At 64.4% G+C, this 14859-nt stretch carries 15 protein-coding genes; 7 read left to right on the forward strand and 8 right to left on the reverse strand.

Annotated features, from left to right (window positions below; translation table 11 throughout):
- Position 1: 1 nt before the first annotated feature.
- Positions 2 to 280 (reverse strand): 30S ribosomal protein S19, encoded by a 279-nt coding sequence (gene rpsS / locus BM353_RS07845; protein ID WP_048532936.1) that lies wholly within the window; start codon positions 278 to 280, stop codon positions 2 to 4.
- Between the two features lie 3 nt (positions 281 to 283).
- On the reverse strand, positions 284 to 1126 hold the full coding sequence (gene rplB, locus BM353_RS07850) for a 50S ribosomal protein L2 (protein ID WP_092078954.1): 843 nt from the start codon (positions 1124 to 1126) through the stop codon (positions 284 to 286).
- A 282-nt stretch (positions 1127 to 1408) separates the two neighbouring features.
- Here rplB and BM353_RS16595 point away from each other — a divergent pair, with 282 nt between their 5' ends.
- Both BM353_RS16595 and BM353_RS07860 read left to right on the forward strand, forming a co-directional pair.
- Entirely contained in the window at positions 1409 to 2053 is a 645-nt protein-coding gene (locus BM353_RS16595; RefSeq protein WP_143104126.1) for a hypothetical protein, read from the forward strand.
- A gap of 303 nt (positions 2054 to 2356) precedes the next feature.
- On the forward strand, positions 2357 to 3292 hold the full coding sequence (locus tag BM353_RS07860) for a DUF1097 domain-containing protein (protein WP_177220493.1): 936 nt from the start codon (positions 2357 to 2359) through the stop codon (positions 3290 to 3292).
- A 105-nt stretch (positions 3293 to 3397) separates the two neighbouring features.
- Here BM353_RS07860 and BM353_RS07865 read toward each other — a convergent pair whose 3' ends face one another.
- The 6 genes from BM353_RS07865 to BM353_RS07890 all read right to left on the reverse strand — a co-directional run bounded on the left by BM353_RS07865 (position 3398) and on the right by BM353_RS07890 (position 7453).
- On the reverse strand, positions 3398 to 3694 hold the full coding sequence (locus BM353_RS07865; RefSeq protein ID WP_092078963.1) for a 50S ribosomal protein L23: 297 nt from the start codon (positions 3692 to 3694) through the stop codon (positions 3398 to 3400).
- Positions 3691 to 4308 (reverse strand): 50S ribosomal protein L4, encoded by a 618-nt coding sequence (gene rplD / locus BM353_RS07870; RefSeq protein ID WP_092078966.1) that lies wholly within the window; start codon positions 4306 to 4308, stop codon positions 3691 to 3693. The genes BM353_RS07865 and rplD overlap by 4 nt, the downstream gene beginning before the upstream one ends.
- A complete protein-coding gene (gene rplC, locus BM353_RS07875) occupies positions 4305 to 5147 on the reverse strand; it encodes a 50S ribosomal protein L3 (RefSeq protein WP_092078969.1) in 843 nt (280 codons plus the stop codon). Before rplC ends, rplD begins: the two co-directional genes overlap by 4 nt.
- Positions 5148 to 5161: 14 nt before the next feature.
- Positions 5162 to 5470 (reverse strand): 30S ribosomal protein S10, encoded by a 309-nt coding sequence (gene rpsJ / locus BM353_RS07880; RefSeq protein WP_037273464.1) that lies wholly within the window; start codon positions 5468 to 5470, stop codon positions 5162 to 5164.
- 83 nt (positions 5471 to 5553) lie between these two features.
- The gene (gene tuf, locus BM353_RS07885) at positions 5554 to 6729 is read right to left on the reverse strand and encodes an elongation factor Tu (RefSeq protein WP_092078971.1); all 1176 of its coding nucleotides are present in this window, start codon (positions 6727 to 6729) and stop codon (positions 5554 to 5556) included.
- 136 nt (positions 6730 to 6865) lie between these two features.
- Positions 6866 to 7453, reverse strand: coding sequence for a hypothetical protein (locus BM353_RS07890; protein ID WP_092078973.1), 588 nt, complete (start codon positions 7451 to 7453; stop codon positions 6866 to 6868).
- A 321-nt stretch (positions 7454 to 7774) separates the two neighbouring features.
- On the opposite strand from BM353_RS07890, the gene BM353_RS07895 reads away from it, so the two are divergent.
- The 5 genes from BM353_RS07895 (at position 7775) to BM353_RS07915 (ending at position 14848) form a co-directional block, all read left to right on the forward strand.
- Entirely contained in the window at positions 7775 to 10678 is a 2904-nt protein-coding gene (locus tag BM353_RS07895; protein WP_092078976.1) for an EAL domain-containing protein, read from the forward strand.
- A 45-nt stretch (positions 10679 to 10723) separates the two neighbouring features.
- Positions 10724 to 12127, forward strand: coding sequence for a cytochrome P450 (locus tag BM353_RS07900; RefSeq protein WP_245759601.1), 1404 nt, complete (start codon positions 10724 to 10726; stop codon positions 12125 to 12127).
- Positions 12128 to 12177: 50 nt separating this feature from the next.
- Positions 12178 to 12654 carry an SsrA-binding protein SmpB gene (gene smpB, locus BM353_RS07905; protein ID WP_092078979.1) on the forward strand — a complete coding sequence of 159 codons (477 nt, stop codon included), beginning with the start codon at positions 12178 to 12180 and terminating at the stop codon, positions 12652 to 12654.
- 152 nt (positions 12655 to 12806) lie between these two features.
- Positions 12807 to 13664: a 3-mercaptopyruvate sulfurtransferase gene (gene sseA / locus BM353_RS07910; protein WP_092078982.1), complete on the forward strand. Its 858-nt coding sequence runs from the start codon at positions 12807 to 12809 to the stop codon at positions 13662 to 13664.
- On the forward strand, positions 13664 to 14848 hold the full coding sequence (locus BM353_RS07915) for an amino acid aminotransferase (RefSeq protein ID WP_092078985.1): 1185 nt from the start codon (positions 13664 to 13666) through the stop codon (positions 14846 to 14848). The genes sseA and BM353_RS07915 overlap by 1 nt, the downstream gene beginning before the upstream one ends.
- Positions 14849 to 14859: the final 11 nt, after the last annotated feature.

The raw sequence follows: 14859 nt of genomic DNA on the forward strand, positions 1-14859 counted from the left end.
CTTACTTCCGCTTCGCTTTCTTGTCCGCGGCATGGCCATAATAGGTCCGGGTCGGCGAATACTCACCGAACTTCTGACCGATCATGTCTTCCGAGACGTTGACGGGGATATGTTTCTGGCCGTTGTAAACGCCAAACGTCAGGCCCACGAACTGGGGCAGGATCGTCGAGCGGCGCGACCAGATCTTGATAACTTCGTTGCGTCCGCTTTCGCGCGAAGCTTCGGCTTTTTTCAGCACGTAAGCGTCGACAAAGGGACCTTTCCAAACAGAACGTGACATGGATCAGCGCCCTTTCTTCTTGGCGTGCCGCGAGCGGATGATGAGCTTCTGGCTTGCCTTGTTCTTGTTGCGCGTGCGCTTGCCCTTGGTGTCTTTACCCCAAGGCGTCACAGGGGTCCGACCACCGGATGTCCGGCCTTCACCACCGCCGTGGGGGTGATCGATCGGGTTCATCGCGACACCGCGGACCGACGGGCGCTTGCCCATGTGGCGGACGCGGCCGGCTTTACCGAGGTTCTGGTTGGAGTTGTCGGGGTTCGACACGGCACCAACGGTCGCCATGCATTCCTGACGCACCAGGCGCAGCTCGCCCGAGCTCAGGCGGATCTGGGCGTAGCCACCATCACGGCCGACGAACTGGGCATAGGTGCCCGCGGCGCGTGCGATCTGGCCACCCTTGCCGGGCTTGAGCTCGATGTTGTGGACGATCGTCCCGATCGGCATGCCCGAGAAGGGCATCGCGTTACCGGGTTTGATGTCCGCCTTGGCGGAGGCGACCACCTTGTCACCAACAGCGAGACGCTGCGGAGCGAGGATGTAGGCCTGCTCGCCATCTTCATATTTGATCAGCGCGATGAAGGCCGTCCGGTTCGGGTCGTATTCGATCCGTTCCACGGTGGCCGACACATCAAATTTGGTGCGCTTGAAATCGACGATCCGGTAGAGGCGTTTCGCCCCGCCCCCGCGACGACGCGAGGTGATCCGTCCGGTGTTGTTGCGGCCGCCCGACTTGGTCAGACCCTCGGTGAGGGACTTGACAGGACGTCCTTTCCACAGCTCCGAACGGTCGATCAGCACCAGCCCGCGCTGGCCCGGCGTCGTCGGCTTGTACGACTTGAGTGCCATGCTTTCTGTCTTCCGTTTAGCAAACGCGAGAGAAAACTCCCGCTATGTGTGGGGTCGCGATGGACCCGCCTGGTATAGGCCCCCGAAGGTGCCCGGTTCTGCTCCGCCGCGAATAACGAAACCCCGGACGAATCCGGGGCCGTAGCGGATGGGGTCGTTTAGGGGATGGGACACCGCCCGTCAAGGCACAGTCATCAAATCAAGAAATATCAGAAATTTATAGACACGCGCGCGCCGGAAATCCGACACTCAGTTGAGGTCGCAATAAAAGGGCATCGTTTCATGCGCGTAAAACAACCCAAGGGCGCGAAGGGCAGTTTGAAATGGCTTCAACGCGCAGTTGAACGTCGCCCTGATCTACTCCAACCAGATGACATCCCCCAAATCGAATGGCGCTCACCACTAAAATCGGATGACTATGCAGAATACCGGGATCGCGATTTTCTCAATTTGGTCGGATGCGCTCAGCACGCGGATGCGCTTTCCGATTTCTGGCCCCGGGGCGGCCCACAATGGGATGCGCTCGGGGTTTCCGAAACGGGTCCGGTTTTGGTCGAAGCGAAGGCCCACATTCCCGAGTTCTTTTCGTCCAGGACCGCTGCAACCGAACCTTCGAAACACAGGATCGAGTCCTCGCTCCGGAAGGTCGCTATCGATCTTGGCGCGACCCGTCCCGACCTGTGGTCCGAAATCTACTTCCAATATTGTAATCGCTTGGCGTTTCTGTGGTGGCTCCGAGAACAAGGCGTAAAAGCGACGTTGTTCTACGTTTGCTTTCTGAACGACCCGGATTTGAATGGCCCCACCAAACCGGAAACCTGGGACGCCGCGTTTGCTTCCGCAAACTATGCCTTGGGCTTGTCAAAACGCCATAAGTTGAGCGGCTCGATCAAGTACCTCTATCCAGATGTGACGCAGCTTTCCTGACACGACGCCGTAGTTTCGAGCACTGCACTCGGTATCCGCGGAGGCCTCGCCCCCTATCCAGCGGTTGATCCGATCAGAGTCCGGTGGTCACGCCGATGGTGTTGCCCTCTTCGAGCCTTCTAGACGTCAGTCGGGAGATCAGGGACGCGCAGAAAGCGTCAGGTCCTACCGTTGCATAGGGGCGTCTTGATCACACTACGAAGAGCCCCCGACACAGCCGAATGTCCAGATTGACCAAAAGTCAATCAGATGTGTCACTCCACTGCCCGCAAAAAGGCATTCACAATAAGGGAGGGACCAATAATGGATCTTATAATCGCACTCGCCATCGTCATAGGAGTGATGGGTGGTTTGGCAACATGGGGGGCCGTCGCCATGGCCAGCCCATATGTTTTGATTTGGGTGATCTTCATCGCCTGGGCAAGTTACTTTCATTGCGGCGGCAAGACTGAAGGGCTGAAAAGTTCGACCCTCGCCAATATCTGGGGCGCCATCATGGCCGCGGTCGCCCTTATCGTGCTTACGTCCATGGGCGTCACGGCGGTCAACGCGGGGATCTGTGTCGGTGCGACCGTCCTGATCATGATCCTCGGCGCCAAGGTCAGCATTCTGTCGGCGATCCCCGCACAGGTTTACGGCTACGCCGCGACGGCGGGCCTGTTTTTACTGGGCGGTGCTGCCTATGGCGAAGGTTCGGGCGGCATCATCCAGGTTGCGATCGCAGTCTCCATATCGATGATCATCGGCAACGTGTTTGGCTATATATCCGAACAGATCGCCGGCTCGCTCGTCGGAATGGGGAAAGCCAAGTATCAGGGCGGATGTGCGCATGTCGTCGTGTCGTCGAATGCCGAACCGATCGACAACCACCAATGTCACTGCAACGTGTGCAAGAACGTCACGGGCCAGCTCACCACGCATGTTGCGTTTTTCAAACATGGCGATCTGAAGTGTTCGAACGAAGGCAACCTCGATCGTGTGCCCTTCAATGCCGATAATCCCGATGGGCCGCTCGAGCTGTGCCTGTGCAAGGATTGCGGCACGCCGATCATGCTGGACGACAAGCAGAAGCGGATCCGCGTCGCGGTGCCCAATGTCATGGGCTACGACAACGCGAGTTTCCCGGCCGCGACCTATCACGCCTTCTACGACGCATCCAAAGGCTACAAACAGCCTGACGATGGTCGCCCAGTCCACGAAGGTCTTCGCCCGGAGTTCTCCTGGCCGAGCGGCGTTTGACGCGCGGCTAAAGCCTTCGCCGCTACTCATAGCGATCCAAGGCCCTGAAAAGGAAAAAGGCCTCCGCATTTGCGGAGGCCTTTTTAAGTCATCATGTGCCGTGGATCAAAGACCGGTGGACACGTCGATGGTGTTGCCCTCTTCGAGCGTCACATAGGCTTTCTTGACGTCCTTGCGGCGACCGGAGATGCCCCGGAAGCGCTTGGTCTTGCCTTTGGTGATCGTCGTGTTGACCGCTTTCACCTTCACACCAAAGAGCGCCTCGACGGCGTCCTTGATCTGCGGCTTGTTGCTGTCGATCGCCACTTCGAAGACCACCGCGCCGTTTTCGGACGCCATGGTGGTTTTCTCGGTGATGATCGGCTTGCGGATCACGTCATAATGTTCTGCTTTTGCGCTCATTTCAAACGAGCCTCCAGAGCTTCAACACCCGCCTTGGTCAGCACGAGCGTATCGCGCTTGAGGATGTCATACACGTTAGCGCCCATCGTCGGCAGGATATCCAGACCTTCGATGTTGCGGGCGGCCTTGGCGAAGCCTTCGTTGACCGCGGCGCCGTCGATGACGAGCGCGCGTTTCCAGCCCAGGTTCTTCACCTGTTTGGCCAGAGCTGCGGTTTTGCCTTCGGCTTCCGCCGCCTCGATCACCACCAGCTCACCGGCTTTCGCCTTGGCGCTGAGCGCGTGGCGCAGGCCGAGCTTGCGGAATTTCTTCGGCAGGTCGTGGCCGTGGCTGCGCGGGGTCGGGCCCTTGTAGATACCACCCTTGCGGAAGATCGGCGCGTTGCGGTCACCGTGGCGTGCGCCGCCGGTGCCCTTCTGGCGATAGATCTTCTTGGTCGAGTAGCTCGTCTCGGAGCGGGTCTTGACCTTGTGCGTGCCCTGCTGCGCGTTGTTACGCTGCCAGCGGACGACGCGGTGCAGGATGTCGGCGCGCGGCTCCAGCCCGAACAGGGCCTCGTCCAGCTCGACCGACCCGGCGTTGCCGCCGTCCAGTTTGATCACGTCGAGTTTCATTCCTCGCCTTCCTTCTTCTCGGCCTCGATGGATGCCTCGGCCTCTTTCAGAGCGGCTTCTTCAGCAGCGGCGGCTTCAGCGGCGGCAGCCTCTTCGGCGGCTTTGGCTTCGGCCTCTGCAGCGGCAGCAGCTTCCTCGGCGGCACGGGCCGCTTCTTCGGCTGCGGAGCGCAGGGCTGCGGGCAGGATCGCGTTCTCGGGGAACGGTTTCTTCACCGCGTCCTTGATCGTGACCCAGCCACCCTTGGAGCCCGGAACCGCGCCCTTGACCATGATCAGGCCACGGTCGGCGTCGGTCTTGACCACTTGCAGATTCTGCGTGGTCACCTTGGCGGCGCCCATGTGGCCGGCCATTTTCTTGCCCTTGAAGACCTTGCCGGGATCCTGACACTGGCCGGTGGAGCCGTGCGAACGGTGGGAAATCGACACGCCGTGCGAGGCGCGCAGACCGCCGAAGTTGTGCCGCTTCATGGCACCGGCGAAACCCTTACCGATCGAGGTGCCGGAAACGTCGACGAACTGACCTTCGAAGTAGTGGTCCGCCGTGATTTCCTCGCCCACGGCGATGAGGTTGTCAGGGTCGACGCGGAATTCCGCAACCTTGCGCTTGGGCTCGACCTTCGCAACGGCGAAGTGGCCACGCATGGCGTTGGAGGTCCGCTTGGCTTTCGCGGTGCCGGCACCGAGCTGAACGGCGGAATAGCCGTGCTCGTCTGCGGTCCGCTGGGCGACGACCTGAAGTTTGTCCAGTTGGAGAACGGTAACGGGGATCTGTTTGCCGTCTTCCATGAAAAGCCGGGTCATGCCGACTTTCTTTGCGATTACACCAGAGCGCAACATCTTCGTCACTCTCCTTAAACCGAAATCTGCACGTCAACGCCAGCGGCGAGGTCGAGCTTCATGAGCGCGTCCACGGTCTGCGGCGTCGGGTCGACGATGTCGAGAAGGCGCTTGTGTGTGCGGATCTCGAACTGGTCGCGGGATTTCTTGTTCACGTGGGGACCACGCAGAACGGTGAACTTCTCGATCTTGTTCGGCAGCGGAATGGGCCCGCGCACCTGGGCGCCGGTCCGTTTGGCCGTGTTGACGATTTCCTGCGTGCTGGCATCCAGCACACGGTAGTCGAAGGCCTTCAGCCGAATGCGAATGTTCTGGCTTTGCATTTCATTAGCCTTTCGCGGCTTTGGAGTTGATAGGAGGACCGGCGGCTCATCCGCCGGCCCTCTTCGAACCCGAAGGTTTGTGCTTACTCGACGATTTTGGCGACGACGCCTGCGCCGACGGTGCGGCCGCCTTCGCGGATGGCGAAGCGGAGGCCGTCTTCCATGGCGATCGGCGCGATCAGCTCAACCGTGAACGACACGTTGTCGCCCGGCATCACCATCTCCGTGCCTTCGGCCAGCGTCACCGTCCCGGTCACATCCGTCGTGCGGAAGTAGAACTGCGGGCGGTAGTTGGCGAAGAACGGCGTGTGGCGACCACCTTCGTCCTTGGTCAGGATGTAGGCCTCGGCCTCGAACTTCGTGTGCGGCTTCACCGAGCCGGGCTTGCAGAGCACCTGGCCCCGCTCGACGCCTTCACGGTCGATGCCGCGCAGCAGCGCGCCGATGTTGTCGCCCGCTTCACCGCGGTCGAGCAGCTTGCGGAACATCTCGACGCCCGTGCAGGTCGTCTTCTTGGTGTCCTTGATGCCCACGATCTCGAGCTCGTCGCCGACGTTCACAACACCGCGCTCGACACGGCCGGTCACAACCGTCCCGCGGCCGGAAATCGAGAACACGTCCTCGATCGGCATCAGGAACGGCTGGTCAACCGCGCGCTCGGGCGTCGGGATGTAGTCGTCAACCGCCGCCATCAGCTCCTTGATCTTCTCTTCGCCGATCTCCGGGTCACGCCCTTCCATCGCCGCCAGCGCCGAGCCCGCGATGATTGGGATATCGTCGCCGGGGAAGTCGTAGGAGGACAGCAGCTCGCGGATCTCCATCTCGACGAGCTCCAGAAGCTCCTCGTCATCGACCTGGTCGACCTTGTTCATGAAGACAACCAGCGCCGGAACGCCAACCTGACGCGCCAGCAGGATGTGCTCGCGGGTCTGGGGCATCGGGCCGTCGGCCGCGTTCACCACCAGAATGCCGCCGTCCATCTGCGCCGCACCGGTGATCATGTTCTTGACGTAGTCGGCGTGGCCGGGGCAATCAACGTGCGCGTAGTGACGGTTCTCCGTCTCGTACTCCACGTGCGCCGTCGAGATCGTGATCCCCCGCGCTTTCTCTTCCGGCGCACCATCGATCTGATCGTAGGCCTGGAAGTCACCAAAGTACTTCGTGATCGCCGCCGTCAGCGTCGTCTTCCCGTGGTCAACGTGACCAATCGTGCCGATGTTCACGTGCGGCTTGTTACGTTCAAACTTTTCCTTAGCCATGGAGTGAGGCGCCCTCTGGTTGATGGCCCCGCCGGGCCGGTTTCGTCTCGGCGGGCGATGTATTGGGTTGGACAGGGAAAATCAAGCGGGAGTTGGGGGCCCTGTGGCGCTTTGCGCGCCACTGTGCCGTAGGGGTTTACGGTGTCGCCTGGGCCGGGGTTTCCGCGGCTGCGGCGGCGGCGCGCCACTGGGCCGTGAACCAGCCGTCCTCGGCCATGCGCGCGACCAGCCAGCGCTCCAGCGTCTTGGACGTCACGGCCGAGAGGTTGGCCAGTTGCACATCCGCGCTCTGGGTGTTGCCCGAGCCGATCAGCGTCCGCCCCGAAATCGCCTCGCTGACGATGATCTGGTGCGGCTCCTCGTTGAGCTTGGTCTGAGTCGCGTCGTCCCAGATGCTCACGTTCACGATCATGACCGATTTCGGCGTGAAGATAAGAGGGATCCCGGGTTGCGCCAGCACGTAGCCATCGATGCTGATGCCGAGGTGATAGAGCCGGTCGCCCTTGTAGCGGCCGAACCGCGCTTCGATGGCGGAGCTGAGCGCCTCGGTCAGTGCCTCGGGCGTGGCCACGCGCGAGGCGGGGCCCTTCACCGGCTTTGGTGCCCGAACCACGTTGTGACCAAGGGCGAAATCGCCCAGCGGCACCGGTGCCTTGTCAAGATCGTTGACCCCACAGGCCGCAAGCCCGGCGCAGAGCAAAAATAGCGCGAAAATCCGTGTCATGCGGTCTCCCATCCGTGATGGCCCGTCCCCGATCCGGCGGCCTCGGGGGGCATGACTAACGGAAGGCACCGGGTTGCGCTAGGGGCAGGGCAAATCGACCCTCGCGCCAGGGACGGGCCTGAAAATCCATAAACCTGTATCTCTGCCCTGTATCTAAGAGGCGACTTGACCTTGGGGCATTCGAGTAAAGTCGTGCCTAAATCGCCCGCTGCGGGGCGCCCGGCGCAACCAACTGTTAACACTTTGCAAACCCTTTGAAACCTATCCATAGGAACCCCGAAGCACGACGCGATGCGTCTCGTGTCCAAAGTATGGTGAGTGATGCCGCATGTAGGAAATCCCGGCGAGGATTGCACAAATCCGCTGATCGAAGCGATCGCCGCGCCTGCGTTGCTGCTCTCGCCCCAGACGGATATCCTCGCGGTCAACCGGGCCGGCCTGTCGCTTCTGGGCCATGATCATGCCAGCGATCTGCGCGGAAAGCCGCTCTCGGACTGTCTTTGCCCCATTGAAGCGTCGGGCTTTCTCGGGCACCTGAGTCAGATCGCCGAACGCCCTGCCCCGCTCGACACCGCGATGGCGGCCGTGCGCGGCCCCGGCGGAACACAGCTTTTCCGCGCCAATGGCATCAAGGACGCGTCCGGCACGCTTCAGGGATACCTGCTGCAGCAGGTGGACCCGACCCCGCATGGCGCCGATTTTCCGCCTTCGGAAGACGAACGGGACCCACTGCCGCGGCGCCAGTGGGAGCTGGACCTGACCAACGGGGAGATCCGGATGCAGGCCAGCGGGCCGGGCTTGCCGGACATCACGGCGCCGAGCATCGCCGAGTACCTGCGCGAGTTGGCCCCGCGCGACGTGGTCGCGTTGCACTGCGGGATCACGCGGCTGGCCTCCTCGGTCGAGCCCGAATTCCGGCGCAATTACCAGCTCGACAGCCCCGCGCTCGGACGACGGTCAATCTTCGCCTCAGGCGAGGTCTACGCGCGCGATGAAAACGGGGTGCCGCTGCGGATCACGGTCGAGGAGATCGACGTGACCGGGATCAGCAGCGAGGGCGGCGAGGTGCACGGGCTCAGCGAGGGCGATTCGCGCTGGCGCAGCGCCGTGCAGGGCGCGAACCAGGCAGTCTGGGACCACGATTTCGAACGCGATCTGCATTTTCTGTCCAAAACATGGCGCGATCTGCGCGGGCTCGGCCCCGACGATCAAATTCCCAAAACCACCGAGGACTGGCTGCTCACGATCCACCCGCAGGACGTGGCGCATCTGGAGGAGGACTGGCGGCGGATCGACGCGGGCGAGACCGACATCATCAACTACAAGTTCCGCCAGCGCCACAAGGATGGACACTGGGTCTGGTTCCTCAGCCGCGGAAGCGTCGTGCGGCGCGATGCGGCGGGCGCCCCGGTTCATATCATCGGGACGGACACCGACATCACCGACATCAAATCGGTCGAGCTGGAGGGACAGCGCATGTCGCGGCGGCTCGATGTGGCGATGGAGGCCGCAGGCATGGCCCGATGGGAGATCGATCCGGAGACGCGGAGCATCTTCTGGAACAACCACCGCCTGATCATGCCCGAACTGGCCGGAGGGCGCCGCGGCCGTTCCTTCCCCGACTGGGCCCAACGCATCCATCCCGAGGATCGCGAAGAGGCGCTCGCCTATCTCGGGGCCTGCATCGACCGGCGCTGCGACATCGCCCATGACTACCGCGTGCTGACCCGCGAGGGCGGCATCCGCCACATCCGCGCGCGGGGCAAGTACATCACCGATGACGAAGCAGAACCGCGCTACTATGGCGTGAGCTTCGACGTCACCCATGACAAGCTCAAGACCCAGGCGCTGGAACAGGCGCGCGCGCGGCTCGAATACGAGAGCCGCCATGACGCGATGACCGGGCTCGCCAATCGCCGCAAGCTCGACGAGGCCTATGCGACCCAGGCCTCGATCCATCGCGCGGGCAGCGCCAAGCGCCTTGCGGTGCTGCATTTCGACATCGACCACTTCAAGCATATCAATGACACGCTCGGCCATGACGCCGGCGATGCCACGCTCAAACATGCTGCCTCCGTGCTGCGCCGCACCACGCCGCCGGGCGCACTCGTCTCCCGCGTGGGCGGGGATGAGTTTGTCGCGCTGCTCTTCGATGCGCCGGGGGATGCGACGCTGGAACGGATCGCCGAGGACATCATCGGCGAGATTTCACAGCCCTTCTTCTATGGCGCGCAGGAGTGCAAGATCGGCACCAGCATCGGCGTCGCCACGACCGATTACCCCTCCGCCGATGGCGGGCAGCTGTTCATCAACGCCGATCTGGCGCTCTACGAGGCCAAGCAAGCCGGGCGCGGGCGTGTGCGGTTCTACTCGGCGTCGATGAAGGAGCAGGCGCGGCGGCGCAAGACCTCCTTCGATGCGCTCTCGGCGGGGTTCGAGAAGGGCGAAATCACCTGCCACTACCAGCCGCAATTCGACACCGAGACGCTCGAGGTCACCGGGCTGGAGGCGCTGGTGCGCTGGCAGAGCGGGAAATACGGGATGATCTCGCCGCAGGAATTCCTGCGCACCGCCGAGGAGATGGGGCTGATCGCGCAATGCGACGAGCTGGTCCTGCGCCGGGCGGTGCACGACATCAAGAGCTGGACCGCGGCGGGGCTCGCGGTGCCGCCGGTGTCGGTCAATGTTTCGGCCAACCGGCTCAACGATCCAACCTTGGCCGAGAGCCTGCGGGCGATGGATCTGCCTGCCGGGATGCTGACCTTCGAGTTGCTGGAATCGGCCTTTCTGGATGCGCGCAGCAGCGTGATCGACCAGAACCTGCGCGCGATCAACGCGCTTGGGATCGACATCGAGATCGACGATTTCGGCAGCGGCCATGCCTCGATCGCGAGTCTTCTCGAGATCGCGCCCAAGCGCCTCAAGATCGACCGCAACCTCGTCCAGCCCATCGTCGGCTCGCAGCGCCAGAAGGACCTTGTCCGGACGATCATCGGCATCGGCCACATGCTCGGGATCAAGGTGGTGGCCGAGGGGGTCGAGAGCGACGCCCATATTCACATCCTGCGCGAGATGCGCTGTTGCTACCTGCAGGGGTTCGGCCTCGCGCGCCCCATGGATGCCAAGACCACCGCGCGGTTCCTCGCCGAACGCCGCGGCGCCAGTGAGGAAACCATGCGGTCCCTCGCCCTGCCCGCCAAGGGAAAGATCTCGCAACAGGCCTGAGCCCCCGCGCTTGCAGGGGCGCGCCGGCGCCCTATGGTCAGGGTCATGCAGATCACGAGCCCCCCGCCGCGCCCCTCCGCGCGCGCCACGCCCCCCGCGCACCCGGTGCGCGTGCCGCTGGTGACGGCGCCGATGGGCGTTCTGGCGTCTCTGCGCGCGATGCGGCGCAACGTGCTCTCGATCATCCCCGAAATCGCCACCCGCCAGCCGATGGTCTCGGGGCGGACGGGCAAGCGCTGGCACATGGTGATGGACCCCGGCGCGCTGAAACACATCCTGCGTGACCGGCTTGACGATTACCCCAAATCGGAGGTCACGAAGAACCTGCTGCGCCCGGCGATCGGGCGCTCGATCTTCATCGCCGAGGGGGCCGACTGGCGCTGGCAGCGGCGCACCGTCGCGCCCGCCTTCTCCTTGCGCAACATGCGCAACCTCGCCCCGATCATGAGCGCCGCCGCCGAGCGCTCGGCCGAGCGGATCGGCGCCGCCGGGGCGCAGCCGGTCGATCTCTTCGAGGAGATGGTCTCCACAACATTCGACGTGATCTCGGACGTGACCTTTTCGGGCGGCGAGGGGTTTGACCGCGACGGGGTGCACCGCGCGATCGAGAGCTACATCGCCGAGGCGGGCAAGGCCTCGCTCTTCGATATCCTGGGCCTGCCGGACTGGGTCCCGCGCCCGGGGCGGCTTGTCACCGGCTCTGGCCTCCGGGCGATGAAGCGGGTGGCGGATGAGGCGATCGAGCGGCGGCGCGCGGCAGAGGCGACCGGCGTGCCCGATCTGCTGGACCTTCTGCTCGCCGGCGCCGATCCCGAGAGCGGGCGTCACATGAGCACGCAGGAGCTGCGCGACAACTTGCTGACCTTCATCGTCGCGGGGCACGAGACCACCGCGCTCACGCTCTCCTGGGCGCTCTACCTCTGCGCCTTCGACCCCGACGTGCAGGACCGCGCGCGCGCCGAGGCGCAGGCCGTGCTCGGCATGCGCGCCGCGACGGGTGATGATGTGGACCGCCTGCCCTACATCCGCCAGGTGCTCGACGAGGCCTTGCGCCTTTACCCGCCCGCGGCCCTTCTGGCGCGCACGGCGCAGCGAGCTGACGTGCTCTGCGGCCGCGAGGTGCGCTCGGGCGATACGGTCCTGTTGCCGGTCTATGCGCTCCATCGCCACCGTCTCCTGTGGGAGGATCCGGACGCCTTCCGCCCCGAGCGCTTCGCCGATCCCCGCGCGATCGACCGCTACGCCTACCTGCCCTTCGGCGATGGCCCGCGGGTCTGCATCGGCGCGAGCTTCGCGCTGCAGGAGGCGGTGATCATCCTCGCGACCCTCCTCGCCCGCTTCCGCTTCACGCCCGACCCGGGCCGCGCGCCGGACCCGGTGATGATCCTCACGCTCCGCCCCGAGGGCGGCGTCTGGCTCCGGGCGGAGCCGGTCGCCGCGGAAGTTTGAGCCGCGCCCTCTGTTTACAGCCCGCCCGCGCGCCTATATCTGCCTCCGACATGGCCAAAAAAGACGACGACAAGAATTACAAGGTGATCGCGGACAACCGTCGCGCGCGGTTCGACTATGCCATCGAGGACGATCTTGAATGCGGGATCATCCTGGAGGGCTCGGAGGTCAAATCGCTGCGGAGCGGGGGCGCGAATATCGCCGAGAGCTACGCCGCCGTGGAGGAGGGCGAGCTGTGGCTCGTCAACGCCTACATCGCGCCCTACAAGCAGGCCAAGACCTTCCAGCATGAGGAGCGGCGGCGGCGCAAGTTGCTGGTGGGCAAACGCGAGCTCGCCCGGCTCTGGAACGCGACGCAGCGCAAGGGCATGACGCTCGTGCCGTTGGTGATCTACTTCAACCACCGCGGGCTGGTGAAGCTCAAGGTGGGCATCGCCAAGGGCAAGAAGACCCATGACAAGCGCGCCAGCGACGCCAAACGCGACTGGGCCCGCCAGAAACAGCGGCTGCTGAAGGACAACAGCTGAAGAGGCACGGCTGAGCAGGCACGCCCTTGTCAGCCCCGCCGCCCTCGGCTACCCATGCCCGGACTGAACGCCCGAGCGCGCCCCGGGCCGCACCCGATCAAGACCAAAGATGGAGGGCCCGCCCCGCGCGCGAGCCCGCGAGAGAGACGGCGATGGCAAAAGACGACCCGCAAACCCTCGTGTCCACCGCCTGGCTGGCGCAGCACCTGAAGGATCCGGACCTGCGGCTTCTCGATGCCTCGTGGTATCTGCCCTCCGCCGGGCGCAACCCCCGGGCCGAGTTCGAGCGCGCCCATATCCCCGGCGCGCGGTTCTTCGACATCGACGAGATCTCCGACCAACGCTCCGAGCTGCCCCACATGGCCCCGCCGGTGGAGAAATTCATGTCGCGGCTGCGCGCCATGGGGGTCGGTGACGGGCATCAGGTGGTCGTCTATGACGGGGCGGGGCTGTTTTCGGCGGCGCGGGTCTGGTGGCTCTTCCGGCTGATGGGCAAGCGCGATGTGGCGGTGCTCGACGGGGGCCTGCCCAAGTGGCAGGAGGAAGGCCGCGAGGTCGAGGACCTGGCCCCGGTGATCCGGGACCGGCACATGACGGTGCAGCGGCAGGCGTACCTCGTGCGCGACGTGACGCAGGTTTCGGCGGCCGCCAAGCTCGGCGATCACGAGATCATCGACGCCCGCTCTCCCGGCCGTTTTGCCGGGACCGAGCCCGAGCCCCGCGCCGATCTGCGCACCGGCCACATCCCCGGCGCCAAGAACGTTCCCTATGCCGCGCTGCTCAATCCAGATGGCACGATGAAGGACCTCCCCGCGCTCAAATCCGCCTTCGAGGGCGCCGGCGTCGATCTTGCCAAGCCGGCGATCACGACCTGCGGCTCGGGCGTCACGGCGGCGGTTCTCAACCTCGCGCTGGAGCGCCTGGGCAAACATGACCACTCGCTCTACGACGGCTCCTGGGCCGAGTGGGGCGCCTTCCATACCCTTCCCGTCGCAACCGGAGACGCATGATGTTCGGCAATCTCAAGGCCCAGCCCGCAGACAAGATCCTCGCCCTGATGGTCGAGTTCAAGGCCGATCCGCGCACCGACAAGATCGACCTTGGCGTGGGCGTCTATCGCAATGCCGAGGGCATCACCCCGGTGATGCGTGCGGTCAAATCCGCCGAGAAGCGCATCTGGGAGACGCAGGAGAGCAAATCCTACACCGGGCTTGCGGGCGACAGTGCCTATACCCAGGCGCTTTCCGCGCTGATCCTCGGGGATGCGGTCGCGCCGGGGCAGATCGCCGCCGTGGCGACGCCGGGCGGCACCGGCGCGGTGCGTCAGGCCTTTGAGCTGGTGCGCATGGCCAATCCCGACGCGCGGGTGTTCGTCTCCAACCCCACCTGGCCCAACCACCTGTCGATCCTGAAGTATCTCGGGATGGAGACCATCGCCTACCGCTATTTCGACGAGGAGTCGCGGGCGGTCGATTTCGCCGGGATGATGGCCGATTTGGCGCAGGTGCGGGCGGGCGATATCGTGCTGCTGCACGGCTGCTGCCACAACCCGACCGGGGCCAACCTTAACCTCACCGAATGGCAGGCGGTGGTCGACCACCTCAACGCCACCGGGGCGATCCCGATGATCGACATCGCCTATCAGGGCTTCGGCGACGGGCTGGAGGCGGATGCGGCGGGGACGCGGCTTGTGGCCTCCTCCTGCCCCGAAGTGCTGATCGCGGCCTCCTGCTCGAAGAACTTCGGCGTCTACCGCGAGCGCACCGGGCTTTTGATGGCCGTGGTCCACGAGACCGCGCAGCAGGCGCTCACCCAGGAGACGCTGGCCTATCTCAACCGCCAGAACTACTCCTTCCCGCCCGACCACGGCGCGCGCGTGGTCGCGACCATCCTCAACGACGAGGCATTGCGCGCCGACTGGCAGGCCGAGCTGGAAGATACGCGGCTTTCGATGCTCTCGCTGCGCCAGAAACTGGCCGACGAGTTGCAGACGCTCACCGGCTCGGACCGGTTCGGCTTCCTCGCCCAGCACCGGGGGATGTTCTCACGCCTCGGCGCGAGCCCCGAGCAGGTGCAGGCGATGAAGACCAAGCACGGGATCTACATGGTGGGCGATTCGCGGATGAACATCGCCGGGCTCAACGCGGCGACCGTGCCGCTGCTGGCCCGCGCGATCGTCGACAGCGGCGTCTGACCCCAGCCCCC

The sequence above is a fragment of the Poseidonocella sedimentorum genome, assembly GCF_900116005.1.
Taxonomy (GTDB): Bacteria; Pseudomonadota; Alphaproteobacteria; order Rhodobacterales; family Rhodobacteraceae; genus Poseidonocella; species Poseidonocella sedimentorum.